This is a genomic window from Demequina sp. (assembly GCF_024642165.1).
Taxonomy (GTDB): Bacteria; Actinomycetota; Actinomycetes; order Actinomycetales; family Demequinaceae; genus Demequina.
Genome location: NZ_JAHEBP010000005.1, coordinates 13,168 through 29,267 on the forward strand (window position 1 = coordinate 13,168; position 16,100 = coordinate 29,267).

Below are 16,100 nucleotides of genomic sequence, written 5' to 3' on the forward strand. Positions count from 1 at the left end.
GCGCTCGCCGCGGTGGCCGGCGCGCCCAGCCTCGACGGCTCGGCCGCGGTGGACTGGCCGGGCGCCGCCACGGTCAGCACCCACGTGTGGCTGCTCGGACACGGGGTCCCGCTGGTCACGGCGGATGCCACCGTGTCGCTCATCCCGCTCGGGATGCCGCTGCTGAGCGGACTCATCCTCGCGGCCGTCGCGCGCCGTTTCGCCATGAAGACCTGGGCGAGCTGGGCGCTCGCGGTGGGCACCTTCGCGGTGGGCGCGGGTGTGATCGCGGCCCTGGGCACCGCCGCCGGCGATCACACCGCACAGAGCGTGGCGCGCGCCACCTTCGCGGGTGCGGTGATCGCGGGTCCGGCCGTCGCGATCGGGATCTGGCGGGCGTACGGCGCCCGCCTGCACGTGCTCGATCGGATCCCGACGTGGACGCGCACCGGGCTGAGACTCGGCCTCGGCACGCTCGCCTCGGTGGTGTTCCTTGCCGCCGCCGTGGGTGCGGTCTGGGCCGTGCTGGGCATGGACCGGATCGCCGCGGTCGCGTCGGAGCTGCGGTTGGACCCCTTGGGAGCGGGCGGGCTCGCGCTCGGCGAGACGCTGTACGTCCCCACCATGGTCGCGTGGATGGTGGCGTGGGTGATCGGCCCCGGCTTCGTGGTGGGCACCGGATCGCTGTACGCGCCGGACGTCCTGACCGCCGGCGCCCTGCCGCAGGTCCCGCTGCTGGGCGCGCTGCCGTCCGCGGCCGGTGGCTGGTGGGTGTGGATGCCGGTGGTGGTCGTGGCGCTTGCGGTGCTGGCGCGCGCTGCGCTGCATCGACGCATCGGCCTGGAGTGGAGGTCCGCCCGCGCGGATGCCACGGCGGTGGCCCTGGTTGCCACGGGCCTGGCGGCGCTCGCCACGCTCTCCCGGGGCTCGATGGGACCGGGACGGCTCGCCGAGGCCGGTTCCGAGGTGCTGCCCGTGACCCTGATCGGCACGGCGCTGGTGCTCGCGGGCTACGCGCTGGTCTGGGGCCTCGCGGCGGCGTGGCGCTGGGCTCGCGGCAGGGTCGCAGTGGACGATGCGGCCCCGGCCCCGGCGCAGCCCGTCAGGGCAGGCTGAGCCCCCAGTCCTCCAGCTGCTGCAGGTAGGCGTCCTCGTAGTCGGCGAGGCACTGGCGCTTGGCCGACTCGGTGATCGCGCGCTCCTGGCAGGCCGCGAGTTCCTCGACGGGGCCGCGGAAGACCAGCAGTCCCAGTCCGTACAGCAGCGCCGTCAGGGAGACGCCGATCCCGACGCTGAGCATCACGCGCAGCGCCCCCATCCGGGGCGTCCCGCGCAGCATCACCAGCGAGGTCACGGCGGCCGCGGCCATGGCGGGGGCGACCACCAGGGTGAGCAGCCCCCACCGCGGTCCCGCCAGCAGGAGCAGCAGCGTGAGGGCGAAGAGCGCGAGGCTCCAGCGGACCGCGCGGCGAGCCCGACGACTCACCTCCGGCGCGGCCTCGGGCGTCGGTGGCATGGTTCTCCCTCGGTCGGTCTGGACCCCAGCATGCCGATAGGCTCGGCGCTGTGACAAACCCTCCCCGGCACCGGCGTGTCGTGGTGCTCGCATCGGGCGCGGGTTCGACCCTTCGCGCGCTGCTCGAGGCGGCCGCAGAGGAATCCTACGGGGCCCGGGTGGTCGGGGTGGTCACCGACCAGGCGGACGCGGGCGCACTCGACATCGCCCGCGAGGCCGGGATCGCCACCGCGGTGGTGAGGCTCCCCGACTTCGCGGACCGGCACCAGTGGGACCAGGCGTTGGCACGGACGATCGCATCGTTCACTCCCGACCTGGTGCTCCTGGCCGGCTTCATGCGCATCGTCGGTCGGCCGTGCCTCGAGCGCTTCGGCGGTCGCATGATCAACACCCACCCCGCGCTGCTGCCCGCCTACCCCGGCGCGCACGCGGTGAGCGACGCGCTCGCGGGCGGCGCGAGGGTGACGGGGTGCACCGTGATGATCGTGGACGCCGGCGTGGACACCGGCCCGATCGTCGCGCAGGCGGCGGTCGAGGTCAGGGATGATGACAACGAGCACACCCTCCACGAGCGCATCAAGGGCGTCGAGCGCGAGCTCGTCGCGACCACGCTCGGCCGCATGGCGCGCGAGGGTTGGACAGTGAGCGGGCGTATCGTCCGCATCGGACCCCGGGAGGACTCATGACCGAGCGCCAGACAGTGCGACGCGCCCTCATCTCCGTCTACGACAAGACGGGCATCGAGGAGCTCGCGACCGCCCTCACCCACGAGGGCGTGCAGATCGTCTCGACCGGATCCACGGCCCAGCGGATCGCGTCCGCGGGCGTGCCGGTCACGCCCGTGGAGGAGCTCACCGGCTTCCCCGAGTGCCTCGACGGCCGCGTGAAGACGTTGCACCCGCGGGTGCACGCCGGCATCCTCGCGGACCGCCGGCTCGAGTCGCACCGCGCCCAGCTGGAGGAGCTCGGCATCGAGGCGTTCGACCTGGTGGTGGTGAACCTCTACCCGTTCGCGGCGACCGTCGCCTCGGGCGCGAGCGCGGGCGAGATCGTCGAGCAGATCGACATCGGCGGCCCGTCGATGGTCCGCGGCGCCGCGAAGAACCATCCGAGCGTCGCCGTGGTGGTCGACCCCGAGGACTACGAGAGCGTCGCGAACGCCGTGGGCCACGGCGGGTTCACGCTCGCCGAGCGCACCGCGCTCGCCGTCAAGGCGTTCCGGCACACCGCGGACTACGACGTGCAGGTCGCGACCTGGATGGCCACCCAGGCCCCCGACGATGACGGGACGGGCCTCGCGGGCTGGATGGGCGCATCGTTCACCCGCGCGGCGGAGCTGCGCTACGGCGAGAACCCGCACCAGAGCGCCGCGCTGTACACGGACGGCTCCGGCGGCGGCATCGCCGGCGCACGGCAGCTGCACGGCAAGGAGATGTCGTTCAACAACTACGTGGACGCCGATGCCGCCGTGCGGGCCGCCTACGACCACGCCCGCACCGCCGTTGCCGTCATCAAGCACGCCAACCCGTGCGGCATCGCGGTGGGCGAGACCATCGCGGAGGCGCACGCCAAGGCCCACGCGACGGACCCCGTCAGCGCCTTCGGGGGCGTCATCGCCGCCAACGGCGTGGTGACGGCCGATGCGGCGCGCCAGATCGCGGAGATCTTCACCGAGGTGGTGGTGGCGCCGGGCTACGAGGACGAGGCGATCGAGATCCTGACGGCGAAGAAGAACCTGCGGATCCTGGAGATCGACCCCGTGGCGCTCGAGACCGAGTGGCGGCGTGTGACGGGCGGGCTGCTGGTCCAGGCAGCGGACGCGATCGACGCTCCCGGCGACGCCCCGGCGGCGTGGGAGCACGTCGCCGGTCCCGCCGCGGACGATGCGCTGTTTGCCGATCTCGAGTTCGCATGGCGCTCGTGCCGAGCCGTGAAGTCGAACGCGATCCTGCTCGCGAAGGACGGCGCCGCGGTCGGGATCGGCATGGGCCAGGTCAACCGCGTCGACTCCTGCCGGCTCGCGGTGCAGCGTGCGGGCGACGAGCGCGCGGCGGGCTCCGTCGCCGCCTCGGACGCCTTCTTCCCCTTCGCCGACGGCCTGCAGGTGCTCGCCGAGTCGGGAGTACGGGCCATCGTGTCGCCGGGCGGCTCCGTGCGGGACGCCGAGGTCATCGCGGCCGCCGACGCCGCCGGCGTGACGCTCTATCACACGGGCACGCGCCACTTCTTCCACTAGGAGGCAGCATGGGAGAGCAGTCGCTGACGCCGCAGCGCGTCGCGATCACGGTGGCCGTCGCCGCGGTGGTGATCGCGCTGTCCGGGCTGATCATCGGCGTCAACCTCGCCGTGATCGCGCTCGCGGTGTTCGCCGCCGCGGGCGCCGTCGCGCGCATCACCACGCCGGTAGGCCGTGCGTTTGCCGTGCGCAGGCGGGCGATCGACGTCGCGGTGCTGGCGATACTCGCCGTCGCGCTGGGCTTCCTGGGGATCACCGCCCCGCTCGGGTGACCGGGGCGGTGACCGTCCAGGTCAGTCCTCGACGGCCTCGATGGTCTCGATCACCTCGACGGTGACGAGGTCCTCCTCCGGACCGAACGCCCGGTAGAGAAGGCCGGTGATCGCGGCGCCCACGATGGGTGCCAGCCAGAACACCCACACCTGCTGCAGCGCCCAGGTGTCGGAGAAGATCGCGATGCCCGTGGCACGGGCGGGGTTGAGCGCGCCATTGGTGAAGGGCACGGCGAGCAGCACCAGGAATCCGACGGTGAGGCCGATCGCGAAGGGAGCCACGCCCGGCACGGCGGAGACCGACGTGGTGGCGAGCACCACGGCGACCAGCAGGGCGGCGATGATCACCTCGACGGTGATGGCGGCGCCGAGGCCGAAGCCCACGGGGGAGTGCTCGCCGTAGCCGTTCGCGCCGCCGCTGAAGAACTCGCGCGCGTTCGTCAGCTCGGGATGCGACGCGGCGAGGCCGAACAGGACGGCGCCGGCGCCGGTGGCGCCGATCACCTGCGCCAGGATGTACGGCGCGACGTCGCGGCCCGGGAATCGGCCGGAGAGCCACACGCCCACGGTCACCGCCGGGTTGAGGTGCGCGCCGGAGATCCCGCCGAACACGACGGCGGCGATGATGACGCCCAGCGCGAAGCCGAAGGCGACCGTCAGGGTGCCGTTGTTGCCCGTGGAGAAGAACAGCGCGGTACCCACGCCCATGAACACGAGGATGAATGTGCCCACGGCCTCGGACGCCATGCGCGCGAGCAGCGAGGGTCCGCTCAGGTCGTCGGTCCAGATCTCCTCGTCGAGCTCGAGCTCGAACGGTTCCTGCTGCGTCTCGTCGGAAGTCGACATTCCATTGGCCTCTCGTCGTCGCTGGTGCGCGTGCATTCAGGAGCATCCTGGCACGGCGCCGCGGCCGATGTCCCGCGGCACCCGGCAACACGCCGTCGCCGCGGCCCCGGACGGTGCGCGGAGCGGTGGACGCGCATCGTCCCGTGCCTGTCCATCGGGGCACGCTGGCCCGGCTTCCGGGGACCGTGCTCGCCTCGCGGTGGACTAGCCTGGGAACCACCATCCCCGACGTTGTAAGGACAAGGCATGGCGAAGATCAAGGTCGAAGGCACGGTCGTCGAGATCGACGGCGACGAGATGACGCGGATCATCTGGCAGTTCATCAAGGACCGCCTGATCCATCCCTACCTGGACGTTGATCTCGAGTACTACGACCTGGGAATCGAGTCGCGCGACGCCACGGACGACCAGATCACCATCGACGCGGCTCACGCCATCAAGAAGCACGGCGTGGGCGTCAAGTGCGCCACCATCACGCCGGATGAGGCGCGGGTCGAGGAGTTCGGGCTCAAGCGCATGTACGTGAGCCCCAACGGGACCATCCGCAACATCCTGGGTGGAGTGGTGTTCCGCGAGCCCATCATCATCTCGAACATCCCGCGGCTGGTGCCCGGCTGGACCAAGCCGATCGTGATCGGCCGTCACGCGCACGGCGACCAGTACAAGGCCACCAACTTCAAGGTCCCCGGCGCCGGCACGGTCACCATCACCTTCACGCCCGAGGACGGCTCCGCCCCCATCGAGCACCAGGTGGTGAAGATGCCCGAGGGCGGCGGTGTCGCGATGGGCATGTACAACTTCAACAAGTCCATCGAGGACTTCGCGCGCGCGTCCTTCGCCTACGGACTGCAGCGCGGTTACCCCGTGTATCTGTCCACCAAGAACACGATCCTCAAGGCCTACGACGGCGCGTTCAAGGACATCTTCGCCGACGTCTTCGAGCGCGAGTACAAGGATCAGTTCGCCGCGGCGGGCATCACCTACGAGCACCGCCTCATCGACGACATGGTGGCGGCCGCCATGAAGTGGGAGGGCGGCTACGTCTGGGCGTGCAAGAACTACGACGGTGACGTGCAGTCCGACACCGTGGCGCAGGGCTTCGGGTCGCTGGGCCTCATGACCTCGGTGCTCATGACCCCGGACGGCAAGACGGTCGAGGCGGAGGCCGCACACGGCACCGTGACGCGCCACTTCCGCCAGCACGAGCAGGGCAAGCCCACGTCGACCAACCCCATCGCGTCGATCTTCGCGTGGACGGGCGGCCTCAAGCACCGCGGCAAGCTCGACGGCACCCCCGGCGTCATGGCGTTCGCGGAGACGCTCCAGGACGTGGTGATCCGGTCCGTAGAGCAGGGCGCGATGACCAAGGACCTGGCACTGCTGGTGGGCCCCGACCAGCCGTGGCAGACCACCGAGGAGTTCCTCGCCACCCTCGACCACAACCTCGCGGCGCGCCTGGCTTAGGCGCATCGTCCCCACCACCGCACCTCAGTCAAGGAGTCACGACGCCGTGAGCACCACCCCAGTCACCGTCACCGTCACGGGGGCCGCCGGCCAGATCGGCTACGCCCTCCTGTTCCGCATCGCCTCCGGTCAGCTGCTGGGGCCGGACGTGCCCGTGCGCCTGCGCCTGCTCGAGATCCCGCAGGCCGTGAAGGCCGCGGCCGGCACCGCCATGGAGCTCGACGACTGCGCCTTCCCGCTGCTGGCCGGCGTGGACATCTTCGACGATGCGACGGCCGCCTTCGACGGCGTGAACGTCGCCCTGCTGGTGGGCGCGCGTCCGCGCGGGCCGGGCATGGAGCGCGGAGACCTGCTCGCCGCGAACGGCGGGATCTTCGGCCCTCAGGGCACGGCGATCAACGCGGGCGCGGCGGAGGACGTCCGGGTGCTCGTGGTGGGCAACCCCGCCAACACCAACGCCCTCATCGCCTCCGCGCACGCGCCCGACGTCCCGGCCGAGCGCTTCACCGCGATGATGCGGCTCGACCACAACCGGGCGCTGGCGCAGCTCGCGGCCCGCACCGGCGTGGCGGTGGACCAGGTCAAGAAGGTCAGCATCTGGGGCAACCACTCCGCCAAGCAGTACCCCGACGTGGCGCACGCGACCATCGGCGGCAGCCCGGCTCCCGAGGTGATCGGCGACGAGGCCTGGGTGCGCGACACGTTCGTCCCCACGGTCGCCAAGCGCGGCGCCGCCATCATCGAGGCACGCGGAGCGTCGTCCGCGGCGTCCGCGGCCAACGCCGCCATCGAGCACGTGCACGACTGGGTGCTGGGCACTCCGGAGGGGGACTGGACCTCCGTGGCACTGCCGTCGGACGGCTCGTACGGCGTGCCCGAAGGGCTCATCTCCTCGTTCCCGTGCGTCTCGAAGGACGGTGCCTGGGAGATCGTGCAGGGGCTGTCGATCGACGACTATGCGCGCTCGCAGATCGACGCCTCCGTGGCCGAGCTGGTCGAGGAGCGCGACGCGGTCACGGAGCTCGGGCTGCTGTAGCGCGCGACACCGCGTGCGTGACGGCCCCGGGTAGCTGCGGCCGCCTCGGGGCTCGGGTGTGTCCGGGTGGGGTGAGGGTGGCGCGGGGTCGTTCACGGTGGGGTGGGCGCGGGCCAGCGACACTCAGGCGCACCGTTGAGCGGATTTTCGCGCGAAAACGACACTCAGCCACACCGTTGTTGGGGTGGCGCCTCACGGGCGAGATCCCGGGCCCGGCCGCCTCGTCGATGTGAAGGCCCACATCACGGAGAGGTAACAATCGGCGGGAATGTGGCCCGCGGACTTGCGCGATTGATTGTTAGTAACCTTTACTAACGAACATGACACAGCAGGGAGCAGGACTCGCATCGGAGCGGGACACGCCGCGCGAACGCCGTTTCGCGTCGACCGTGCGCCCCGGCGCCCGCGTCACCCCCGAGCGCGCTCGGAGCCACAACCGCGCCCTGGTGCTCCAGGAGCTCTACCGCAACGAGGGCATGAGCCGCGCGGACCTCGCCCGCGCCGTGGGCCTCACGCGCGTCACCATCTCGGACCTGGTCGCCGATCTGATCGCGGACGGCCTGGTCCTCGAGCTCGGCGTCCGCACCGACGTCCGTCCGGGCAAGCCCGCGACGCTGCTCGACATCAACCGCGGCGGCTTCGCGATCGTCGCGCTCGACCTGTCCTACGACTCCCTGTTCAGGGGAGTCGTCACCGACCTCGACGGCACCGTCCTGCACCGCGACCAGACCGAGGTCGCCGGCGTGACCGGGGCTCCGGCGGTCGACGCCGTCGCCGAGCTTCTCGCCCGCCTCGTGGCCGCCGCATCGGCGCCGGTGCTGGGCGTCGGCGTGGGCAGTCCGGGCATCGTGAGCGAGGACGGCACCATCCTGAGCGCGCCCAACCTGGGCTGGTCGGACGTACCGCTGCGGACGATCCTCGCGGAGCGCTCGCAGCTGCCGGTGCTGGTCGCCAACGACGCCAACGCGGCCGCCCTCGCGGAGCGCACGTTCGGCGGCGCGCAGGACAACATGATGCTGGTGCGGGTGGGCCGGGGTGTGGGCTCCGGCCTCATCATCGGCGGCACGCTGGTGCGCGGTTCGCACTCCGCGGCGGGCGAGATCGGCCACGTGGTGGTCGGCACCGACGGCGGCGAGCGCTGCGCCTGCGGCAAGGACGGCTGCCTCGAGACCTGGCTCGCGATCCCCCGCCTGCAGTCCCGCCTCGACGGCGCGCCCCACGCGGACGCCCGACCCCTGATCCTCGCCGCGGCGGGCGAGCGCCTGGGCATCGCCCTCGCCCCCGTCTGCGGCGCCCTGAACCTCGGGGAGGTCGTCCTGAGCGGCCCCCTCGACCTGCTCGACGGCACCCTCCTGGGCTCCGCCGCCGAGACGATCCGCTCCAGGACCATGGCCGATTCGCACGGCGGTCCGCAGGTGCGGATGACCACGCTCGGCCGCGACATCGTCGTGCTGGGCGCCGCGGTCATGGTCCTGACCGGCCAGCTGGGGGTCTTCTGACCCGCACGTCCCTACCCGCGGCGTCCGCGCCGCACCACACCACAGAAAAGGAAATGCAATGAAGAAGACGATGATCGGGGTGACCGCATTCGCGGCCGCCGGCGCCATCGCCCTCGCGGGCTGCTCGACGTCGGCGGACCCGGCGTCCGAAGCGTCGCCGTCCGCCTCCGACTCGGCCATGGCGGCCGCGGAGGACATCACCCTCTGGCTCGCGGGCACCGACACGCCTGAGGCGCTCATCGAGTACCTCAAGACCGAGTACACGGACGTCAACGGCGGCGCGCTCACCGTCGAGCAGATCGGCTGGGGCGACCTGATCTCGTCGCTCACCACCGCGCTGCCCGACTCGGAGAACACCCCCGACGTGGCCGAGGTGGGCAACACCCAGGCCGCGACCTTCACCACGGTGGGCGCGTTCATGGACCTCACGGACCACTTCGAGGAGTTCGGCGGAGCCTCGCTGCTCCCGGGCTTCGTGGAGGCCGGCTCGATCGGTGACAAGGTCTACGCCCTGCCGTACTACTTCGGCTCGCGCGCTGTCTTCTACCGCAAGGACATCTACGCCGCGGCCGGCGTCGAGGTGCCCACCACGCTCGCCGAGTACACCGCGGCCAACAAGACCATGCTCGACCAGGGTGTGGGCGGCGCGTACCTCGCGGGCCGTGACTGGCGCTCGGGCATCTCCTGGATCTTCGCGAACGGCGGCGACATCGCCCAGTACGACGGTTCCGAGTGGCACGCGACCCTCGCCTCGGCAGAGTCGGTGGCGGGCATGGAGGCGTGGCAGGAGCTCTTCCTCGACGCCAATGTGGCGCAGCCCACCGATGACGACACCACCACCTACTCGGCCATCAACGACGAGTTCCTCGCGGGCACGCCCGCATCGTCCACCATGGCGCCCAGCTGGGCGACCTGGACGCTCGGCGACTTCGACGCCGACTCCGAGGCCTACGTGTGGAACCCCGAGACCTTCGGCGTCTACGCCCTCCCCGGCGTCGACGGCGGCGTCGCCCCGGTGTTCGCCGGCGGCTCCAACATCGGCGTCTCGGCGTCCACCCAGCACGTCGACGGCTCGCTCGACCTCATGGGCATCCTGTTCTCCGACGAGTACCAGACGATGCTCGCCGAGAACGGCATGGGCCCGGCGAACCTGGACTTCGCGGACATCTACGCGGAGAACTCCACCTTCGAGGGCGTCAACGCGATCGCGCTCGAGGCGGCCTCGAACGCCAAGCTGACCCCGGCCGCTGCCGGGTGGGCCAGCATCGAGGAGGCCGGCATCATGGAGGACTTCTTCCAGGCGGTCGCCGAGGGCGGTGACGTCGCGGCTCTCGCAGCCGAGGCGGACGCCAAGATCGACGCCCTGATCAACGGCTAGCATCCCCCCCGAGCGGCCCTGCCGCTCCACGCATGGGCACACACCCCTACCCTCGGCACCATCGAGAGGCACATCATGACCACCACCGCGACAGCGACCGGCAGCCCCGGCGCCGCGGCCGGGCGCCCGGCGAAGACCCGCAAGCGGCGCTCCAGGCTCCCCTACGTGCTGCTGATCCCCGCGATCGTCACGCTGCTCGTGGGGCTCGGCTACCCGGTGACCTGGCAGATCATCAACTCCTTCAAGGAGTACGGTCTCGCGCAGCAGTTCGGCCAGCCGTCCGAGTTCATCGGCTTCGCCAACTACGTCGCCCTGTTCACCGATGCGGTGTTCTGGCAGATCGCCCTGCGGTCCGTGGCCTTCATGGCCCTCACCGCGCTCATCACCATGGCGATCGGCATCGCCTTCGCACTGCTGATGAAGGCGATCCCGACGTGGTCCCGCATCGTCCTGCAGGTCGCCATGCTGCTCGCCTGGGCCATGCCCATCGTCGCGCAGATGACCGTCGCCAACTGGCTCATCGACGATCGCAACGGCGTGCTCAACTACCTGCTCAGCCTCATCCCGGGGGTCGACCTGGTGGGGCACAACTGGCTCATCGAGCCCCTCAGCTTCTTCGGCGTCGCGATGGTGATCATCACGTGGGCGTCGGTGCCCTTCGTGGCCTTCTCCGTGTATGCGGGCCTCACCCAGGTGTCCGAGGAGGTCCTCGAGGCCGCGGGGCTCGACGGCGCCGGGCGCTTCCAGCTGCTCCGCCTGGTGATCATGCCGATCATCCGGCCCGTGCTCGTGATCCTGCTGCTCCTGCAGCTCATCTGGGACCTGCGCGTGTTCGCCCAGATCCAGCTGCTCCAGGACTTCGGCGCGGGCGGCGAGCGATACGACCTGCTCGGCACCTACATCTACGGGCTCGGTATCGGCCAGGGCCAGTTCGGCGCGGCATCCGCCGCGGCCATCATGGTGCTGCTGCTCACGCTCGCCGTGAGCTCCGGCTACGTGCGCCGCCTGCTCAAGGAGGACAAGGAATCGTGAATCCCAAGATCCTGCGGGCCGGCGGCGCCGCTCTCGCCGTGGTCCTGGCCGTGGTGTGGGCCTTCCCCGTGTACTGGATGGTCAACACGTCCTTCCAGACTCCCGGCACCATCAACCGCCTGACGCCCACGTTCCTGCCCACGGGCGGCACCTTGTCCAACTACCGCGAGGTGCTCGGGGACAACAACTTCATCGCGGCGCTCGGCATGTCGCTGGTGGTGACCGTGGTGTGCCTGGTGCTGTGCATCGCCTACGCGGTGCTCGCCTCGCTCGCCATCGCGCGCTTCCGCTTCCGCGGCCGCGCCGCGTTCGTGCTGACGGTGATTCTGGTGCAGATGCTCCCGGCCGAGGCGATGTTCATCGCGCAGTACAAGATGCTCGCCTCGGTGAACCTGCTGAACTCGGTGATCGGCGTGTCGATCATCTACCTCGCGATGGTGGTGCCGTTCACCACCTGGATGCTGCGCGGCTTCGTCGCGGGCGTCCCAGTCGACCTCGAGGAGGCGGCCATGATCGACGGCTGCACCCGCCTGGGAGCCTTCCGTCGCATCACGTTCCCGCTGCTCGCCCCCGGCCTGGTCGCCTCCGGCGTGTTCGCCTTCCTCCAGGTGTGGAACGAGTTCGCGCTCGCCTCGATCATCCTCACGGAGAATCAGAAGGCGACGCTGCCGCTGTGGCTGCGCGACTTCGCACAGACCTCCAACCTGGGCGTGACCGAGTGGGGTCAGGTGATGGCCGGGTCCGTGCTGGTCGCGATCCCTGTCATCGTGTTCTTCATGATCGTTCAGGGCCGCATGGCGCAGGGACTGGTGGGCGGGGCGGTCAAGGGATGAATCCGCTCGCCGTTCTCATGCCGGGATTCGTGGGTCCCACGCTGCCCGGCTGGCTGGAGGCGCGGCTGCGTGACGGGCTCGGCGGCGTGTGTCTGTTCGGCACCAACGTCGAGTCGCCGGAGCAGCTGCGCGCGCTCACCGACGCGATCCACGCGGCGAACCCGCGCGCGATCGTCTCCATCGACGAGGAGGGCGGGGACGTCTCCCGCCTGTACCAGCGGGAGGGGTCGCCGTTCCCCGGCAACGCCATCCTGGGACGGCTGGACGATGCGGCGGCCACCGAGGCCGTCGCCGCCCGGGTGGGAATCGAGCTTCGACAGGTGGGCGTGGACCTCACGCTCGCGCCCGACGTCGACGTCAACTCGAACCCGCTCAACCCCGTGATCGGCGTGCGCAGCTTCGGCGCCGATCCGGACCTGGTGTCCCGCCACGCGGCCGCCTGGGTGCGCGGCGTCCAGTCCACCGGCGTCTCCGCGTGCGCCAAGCACTTCCCCGGCCACGGCGACACGGCGCAGGACTCGCACCTCGCGCTGCCGCTGGTGGACGCCGGCCTCGAGACCATGCGCGCCCGCGAGCTGCCCCCGTTCGGCGCGGCGATCGCGGCCGGCTGCGCGACCATCATGACGTCCCACATCATGGTTCCCGCGCTCGACGCGGAGCTGCCGTCGACCTTCTCGCGGCCCATCCTGGAGGGCCTGCTGCGGGACGCCATGGGGTTCACGGGCGTGGTGGTGACCGACGCCCTCGACATGGCGGGCGCCTCCGCCGGCCGAGGCATCCCCGCCGCGGCCGTGCTCGCGCTCGCCGGCGGCTCGGACCTGCTGTGCCTCGGCACCGCCAACAACGACGCCCAGCTGGAGCAGATCTGCGCTGCCGTCGAGGCGGCGGTGGCGGACGGCACCCTGGCCGCCGAGCGCCTCGCGGACGCCGCTCGCCGGTGCGGCGCGCTGGGCGACCACCACGCCCGCGTGCGGCGGGACGATGCGGGTGCCATCCCGAGCATCGTCGACGCCACGGCCGTGCGATCCACCTTCTCCGTCGCCGACCACGCGCGGGCCCTGCTCGCGCAGGACCGGCCGCGCGTCTGGCTGCGCCTCGAGCCCGCCGCCAACATCGCCGTGGGCGCCTCGCCGTGGGGTCCGTTCGCCCGGGGCGTGGAGCCCGCGGCGACGCTCGGACCGGACGGCGACACCGCATCGTTCGCTCGCGCCGTTCCTGCCGGTACGCTCGCCATCGTGGTGGGCAAGGACAACCACCGTCACCCCTGGGCGCTGGCCGCGCTGGCCGCCGTGCGCGAGCGCGGCGACGCGGTCGCCGTCGACATGGGCTGGCCCGGCGGTCAGGCCGCCGACATCGCGACCTTCGGAGCGTCACGCCTGGCAGGCGCCGCGCTCCTCGACCTGATCGGACACTGACATGCATCTCGGGATCGACATCGGTGGCACCAAGACCGATGCCGTCGTGGTCGACGCCGCCGGCGTGGTCCTCGCGCGCCACCGGCTGCCCTCCGGCACCGGCGCGTCCGCCGTGATCGGAGCGGCGCTCGAGGCGGGCCGCGAGGCGTGCGCCCGGGCGGGCGTGGGTCCGGCAGCGGTCACGGTCGGCATCGGCTCTCCGGGCACGGTCGCGGACGGCGTGGTGTCGCATGCGCTCAACCTGGGGATCGACCGGGCCGATGTGGCCGGCGACTTCGCGGCGGCCTGGGGCACGCGTCCCGTGGTGGACAACGACGTGAACGCGGCCGCGCTGGGCGCGTGGACCGTCCACGGCGACGGCGCCGGCTCGATGGCCTACCTCAACCTGGGCACGGGGCTCGCCGCGGGCATCGTCCTCGACGGGCGGCTGTGGCGCGGCGCCCGGGGTGGCGCGGGCGAGATCGGGCACGTCTCGGTGGATCCCGCGGGCCCGGTGGGCTCCGACGGCCTGCCCGGTGGGCTCGAGACCTACGCATCGGGATCGGGGCTGGCGCTCCAGTGGGGCGTCGAGGGTGCGGCCGGCCCGGACATCGTGGCGGCCGCGGCGGCGGGCGACCCGCGAGCGCGCCAGATCTGCGACGGCGCGTTCTTCGGCCTCGCGTCCTCGGTGCGCGTGCTGGTGCTCACGCTCGACGTCGAGCTCGTGGTCATCGGCGGCGGCATGGCCGCGTGGGGAGCGCCGCTGCTCGACGGCGCCCGCTCCATCCTCGACGCGTGGGCCGCCACCAGCCCCTTCCTGGCCTCGCTCGACCTGGGCGCGCGGCTGCGCACCATGGACCTTGACGTGCCGATCGCGGCGATCGGTGCCGCGATGCTGGGAGGCGGGCGTGGCTGAGGTCATCGTGGTCGACACCCCGGAGGCGGCCGGACTGCTGGTCGGCGCGCACATCGCGCGCGAGGTGCGCGCCCACCCGCGGTTCACGCTGGGGGTGGCGACCGGGTCCACGCCGCTGCCGGTGTACCAGGCGCTTCGGGCGGAGGCGGCCGCGGGCACGGACTTCACCGCGACATCCGCGTTCGCGCTCGACGAGTATGTGGGCCTGCCCCCCGGGCACCCTGAAAGTTACCGCGCCGTGGTCGACCGTGAGGTCACCGTGCCGCTGGGGCTCGATCCCGCCCGCGTGCACGTGCCGGACGGCGGGATCGACGGCATCGAGACCGCGGGCGAGCGCTACGAGACGGCGATCGCGGCACACGGCGGCGTGGATCTGCAGCTGCTCGGGATCGGTCGCACCGGGCATCTGGGCTTCAACGAGCCGGGCTCGAGCTTCGGGTCGCGAACTCGCGTCAAGACCCTCACGGAGCGCACCCGCGTGGACAACGCCCGCTTCTTCGACTCGTGGGAGGACGTGCCGATCCACTGCGTCACCCAGGGGCTCGGCACCATCCTCGACGCGCGCCACCTGGTCCTGCTCGCCTTCGGCGAGAGCAAGGCCGAGGCGCTGGCCGCCGCGGTCGAGGGGCCACTGAGCGCGTCCATGCCCGGTTCCGCGATCCAGCTCCACCCGCGCGTGACCGTGGTGGTGGACCCCGGCGCCGCGTCGCTGCTGCGGTTCCGCGACTACTACCGCTGGGCGCAGGACCACAAGCCCGCCTGGCAAGGGATCTAGGGTCGGGCCATGAGCGGCTACGTCGACATCCACTGCCACGGCGGGGGAGGCCACGCCTTCGGCGGCACGGTCGACGGGACCCTCGCGGCTGTCGCGGCGCATCGTGCCCACGGCTCCGGCCGCATCGTCGCCTCGCTCGTCTCGGCGCCGCCCGCCGTGACGGCGCGCGCCGTGGCCGTGATCCGCGAGGCGATGGCCGCCGAGCCCGCGCTGCTGGGCGTCCACCTCGAGGGGCCGTTCCTCCAGCCCGCGCGCAAGGGCGCTCACGATCCCGCGTCGCTCGCGATCCCCACGCCCGAGGCCGTCGCGGCCCTGCTCGACGCGTGCGACGGGACGATGCGCCAGATCACCATCGCCCCGGAGCTTCCCGGGGCGTTGGCCGCCATCGAGACGCTGGTCGAGGCCGGCGTGGTGGTGGCGGTGGGGCACACCGAGGCGACGGCGGCGCAGGCCCGCGCGGCCTTCGACCGCGGCGCCACGCTGCTCACGCACGGGCTGAACGCCATGCGGGGGATCTCCGCACGGGAGCCGGGTCCGGTGGGCGCGGCGTTGGCCGACGAGCGCGTCACCATCGAGGTCATCGCCGATGGCATCCACGTGGATCCCGGCCTGATCGCCGCCCTGTTCCGCACGGCGCCCGGGCGGGTGTGCCTGGTGACCGATGCCATGAGTGCGGCCGGCGCGGCGCCCGGACGCTACGTTCTGGGCGGGCTCGACGTGGACGTCACGCGGGATGGGCGGGCGGTCCTGGCCGGCACCGACACCCTGGCCGGCTCAACCTTGACGCTCGACCGCGCGATCGAGGTGTGCGTTGCCGCGGGTGTGCCGCGGGACGCGGCGGTGGCCGCCGCGACCGGGGTGCCCGAGCGCGTGCTGGGCCTCTGACCCGCTGACACTCCGCACGGTTTGAGATCCGACACGCCG

Annotated in this window: 16 protein-coding genes; 14 read left to right on the forward strand and 2 right to left on the reverse strand. The window is 72.0% G+C overall.

Features of this window, described 5'->3' with window-relative positions; all coding sequences use genetic code 11:
- Positions 1-1,095, forward strand: a 1,095-nt coding sequence (locus Q0L54_RS01025; protein ID WP_296664689.1) for a DUF6350 family protein, incomplete at its 5' end; no start/stop codon positions are given.
- On the opposite strand, the gene Q0L54_RS01030 is transcribed toward Q0L54_RS01025, so the two are convergent.
- Entirely contained in the window at positions 1,082-1,495 is a 414-nt protein-coding gene (locus Q0L54_RS01030; RefSeq protein WP_296664690.1) for a hypothetical protein, read from the reverse strand. The genes Q0L54_RS01025 and Q0L54_RS01030 overlap by 14 nt on opposite strands.
- A gap of 50 nt (positions 1,496-1,545) precedes the next feature.
- Between Q0L54_RS01030 and purN the strand changes: the two genes are divergently transcribed.
- Genes purN through Q0L54_RS01045 form a run of 3 tightly spaced genes read left to right on the forward strand, consistent with a single transcriptional unit; the run spans position 1,546 to position 4,003 of the window.
- Complete coding sequence (purN, locus tag Q0L54_RS01035) at positions 1,546-2,181, forward strand: phosphoribosylglycinamide formyltransferase (RefSeq protein WP_296664692.1); 636 nt, start codon at positions 1,546-1,548, stop codon at positions 2,179-2,181.
- Positions 2,178-3,731: a bifunctional phosphoribosylaminoimidazolecarboxamide formyltransferase/IMP cyclohydrolase gene (gene purH, locus Q0L54_RS01040; protein ID WP_296664693.1), complete on the forward strand. Its 1,554-nt coding sequence runs from the start codon at positions 2,178-2,180 to the stop codon at positions 3,729-3,731. The genes purN and purH overlap by 4 nt, the downstream gene beginning before the upstream one ends.
- Before the next feature lie 8 nt (positions 3,732-3,739).
- On the forward strand, positions 3,740-4,003 hold the full coding sequence (locus tag Q0L54_RS01045) for a hypothetical protein (RefSeq protein ID WP_296664695.1): 264 nt from the start codon (positions 3,740-3,742) through the stop codon (positions 4,001-4,003).
- A gap of 21 nt (positions 4,004-4,024) precedes the next feature.
- Here Q0L54_RS01045 and Q0L54_RS01050 read toward each other — a convergent pair whose 3' ends face one another.
- Positions 4,025-4,849, reverse strand: coding sequence for an aquaporin (locus tag Q0L54_RS01050; RefSeq protein ID WP_296664697.1), 825 nt, complete (start codon positions 4,847-4,849; stop codon positions 4,025-4,027).
- Positions 4,850-5,095: 246 nt separating this feature from the next.
- Here Q0L54_RS01050 and Q0L54_RS01055 point away from each other — a divergent pair, with 246 nt between their 5' ends.
- The 10 genes from Q0L54_RS01055 to Q0L54_RS01100 all read left to right on the forward strand — a co-directional run bounded on the left by Q0L54_RS01055 (position 5,096) and on the right by Q0L54_RS01100 (position 16,061).
- On the forward strand, positions 5,096-6,313 hold the full coding sequence (locus Q0L54_RS01055) for an NADP-dependent isocitrate dehydrogenase (protein ID WP_296664699.1): 1,218 nt from the start codon (positions 5,096-5,098) through the stop codon (positions 6,311-6,313).
- A gap of 46 nt (positions 6,314-6,359) precedes the next feature.
- Positions 6,360-7,349 carry a malate dehydrogenase gene (locus tag Q0L54_RS01060; protein WP_296664701.1) on the forward strand — a complete coding sequence of 330 codons (990 nt, stop codon included), beginning with the start codon at positions 6,360-6,362 and terminating at the stop codon, positions 7,347-7,349.
- A gap of 320 nt (positions 7,350-7,669) precedes the next feature.
- Positions 7,670-8,848, forward strand: a complete 1,179-nt coding sequence (locus tag Q0L54_RS01065; RefSeq protein WP_296664703.1) for an ROK family transcriptional regulator — start codon at positions 7,670-7,672, stop codon at positions 8,846-8,848.
- A 58-nt stretch (positions 8,849-8,906) separates the two neighbouring features.
- Positions 8,907-10,226 carry an extracellular solute-binding protein gene (locus Q0L54_RS01070; RefSeq protein WP_296664704.1) on the forward strand — a complete coding sequence of 440 codons (1,320 nt, stop codon included), beginning with the start codon at positions 8,907-8,909 and terminating at the stop codon, positions 10,224-10,226.
- 75 nt (positions 10,227-10,301) lie between these two features.
- The gene (locus Q0L54_RS01075) at positions 10,302-11,258 is read left to right on the forward strand and encodes a carbohydrate ABC transporter permease (RefSeq protein WP_296664706.1); all 957 of its coding nucleotides are present in this window, start codon (positions 10,302-10,304) and stop codon (positions 11,256-11,258) included.
- Positions 11,255-12,091, forward strand: coding sequence for a carbohydrate ABC transporter permease (locus tag Q0L54_RS01080; protein WP_296664708.1), 837 nt, complete (start codon positions 11,255-11,257; stop codon positions 12,089-12,091). Before Q0L54_RS01075 ends, Q0L54_RS01080 begins: the two co-directional genes overlap by 4 nt.
- The gene (locus Q0L54_RS01085; protein ID WP_296664709.1) at positions 12,088-13,506 is read left to right on the forward strand and encodes a glycoside hydrolase family 3 N-terminal domain-containing protein; all 1,419 of its coding nucleotides are present in this window, start codon (positions 12,088-12,090) and stop codon (positions 13,504-13,506) included. Before Q0L54_RS01080 ends, Q0L54_RS01085 begins: the two co-directional genes overlap by 4 nt.
- A 1-nt stretch (position 13,507) precedes the next feature.
- On the forward strand, positions 13,508-14,401 hold the full coding sequence (locus Q0L54_RS01090) for an ROK family protein (RefSeq protein WP_296664711.1): 894 nt from the start codon (positions 13,508-13,510) through the stop codon (positions 14,399-14,401).
- On the forward strand, positions 14,394-15,176 hold the full coding sequence (locus Q0L54_RS01095) for a glucosamine-6-phosphate deaminase (protein ID WP_296664713.1): 783 nt from the start codon (positions 14,394-14,396) through the stop codon (positions 15,174-15,176). Before Q0L54_RS01090 ends, Q0L54_RS01095 begins: the two co-directional genes overlap by 8 nt.
- 9 nt (positions 15,177-15,185) lie before the next feature.
- On the forward strand, positions 15,186-16,061 hold the full coding sequence (locus tag Q0L54_RS01100; RefSeq protein ID WP_296664715.1) for an amidohydrolase family protein: 876 nt from the start codon (positions 15,186-15,188) through the stop codon (positions 16,059-16,061).
- Positions 16,062-16,100: the final 39 nt, after the last annotated feature.

What these genes read in the sequence shown, in the direction of transcription:
- Q0L54_RS01045 (WP_296664695.1), top strand. Translation starts at nt 3,740, where the DNA reads ATGGGAGAGCAGTCGCTGACGCCGCAGCGCGTCGCGATCACGGTGGCC.
- Q0L54_RS01085 (WP_296664709.1), top strand. Translation starts at nt 12,088, where the DNA reads ATGAATCCGCTCGCCGTTCTCATGCCGGGATTCGTGGGTCCCACGCTG.
- Q0L54_RS01100 (WP_296664715.1), top strand. Translation starts at nt 15,186, where the DNA reads ATGAGCGGCTACGTCGACATCCACTGCCACGGCGGGGGAGGCCACGCC.
- Q0L54_RS01050 (WP_296664697.1), bottom strand. Translation starts at nt 4,849, where the DNA reads ATGTCGACTTCCGACGAGACGCAGCAGGAACCGTTCGAGCTCGAGCTC.
- Q0L54_RS01090 (WP_296664711.1), top strand. Translation starts at nt 13,508, where the DNA reads ATGCATCTCGGGATCGACATCGGTGGCACCAAGACCGATGCCGTCGTG.
- Q0L54_RS01075 (WP_296664706.1), top strand. Translation starts at nt 10,302, where the DNA reads ATGACCACCACCGCGACAGCGACCGGCAGCCCCGGCGCCGCGGCCGGG.
- Q0L54_RS01070 (WP_296664704.1), top strand. Translation starts at nt 8,907, where the DNA reads ATGAAGAAGACGATGATCGGGGTGACCGCATTCGCGGCCGCCGGCGCC.
- Q0L54_RS01055 (WP_296664699.1), top strand. Translation starts at nt 5,096, where the DNA reads ATGGCGAAGATCAAGGTCGAAGGCACGGTCGTCGAGATCGACGGCGAC.
- Q0L54_RS01030 (WP_296664690.1), bottom strand. Translation starts at nt 1,495, where the DNA reads ATGCCACCGACGCCCGAGGCCGCGCCGGAGGTGAGTCGTCGGGCTCGC.
- Q0L54_RS01065 (WP_296664703.1), top strand. Translation starts at nt 7,670, where the DNA reads ATGACACAGCAGGGAGCAGGACTCGCATCGGAGCGGGACACGCCGCGC.
- purH (WP_296664693.1), top strand. Translation starts at nt 2,178, where the DNA reads ATGACCGAGCGCCAGACAGTGCGACGCGCCCTCATCTCCGTCTACGAC.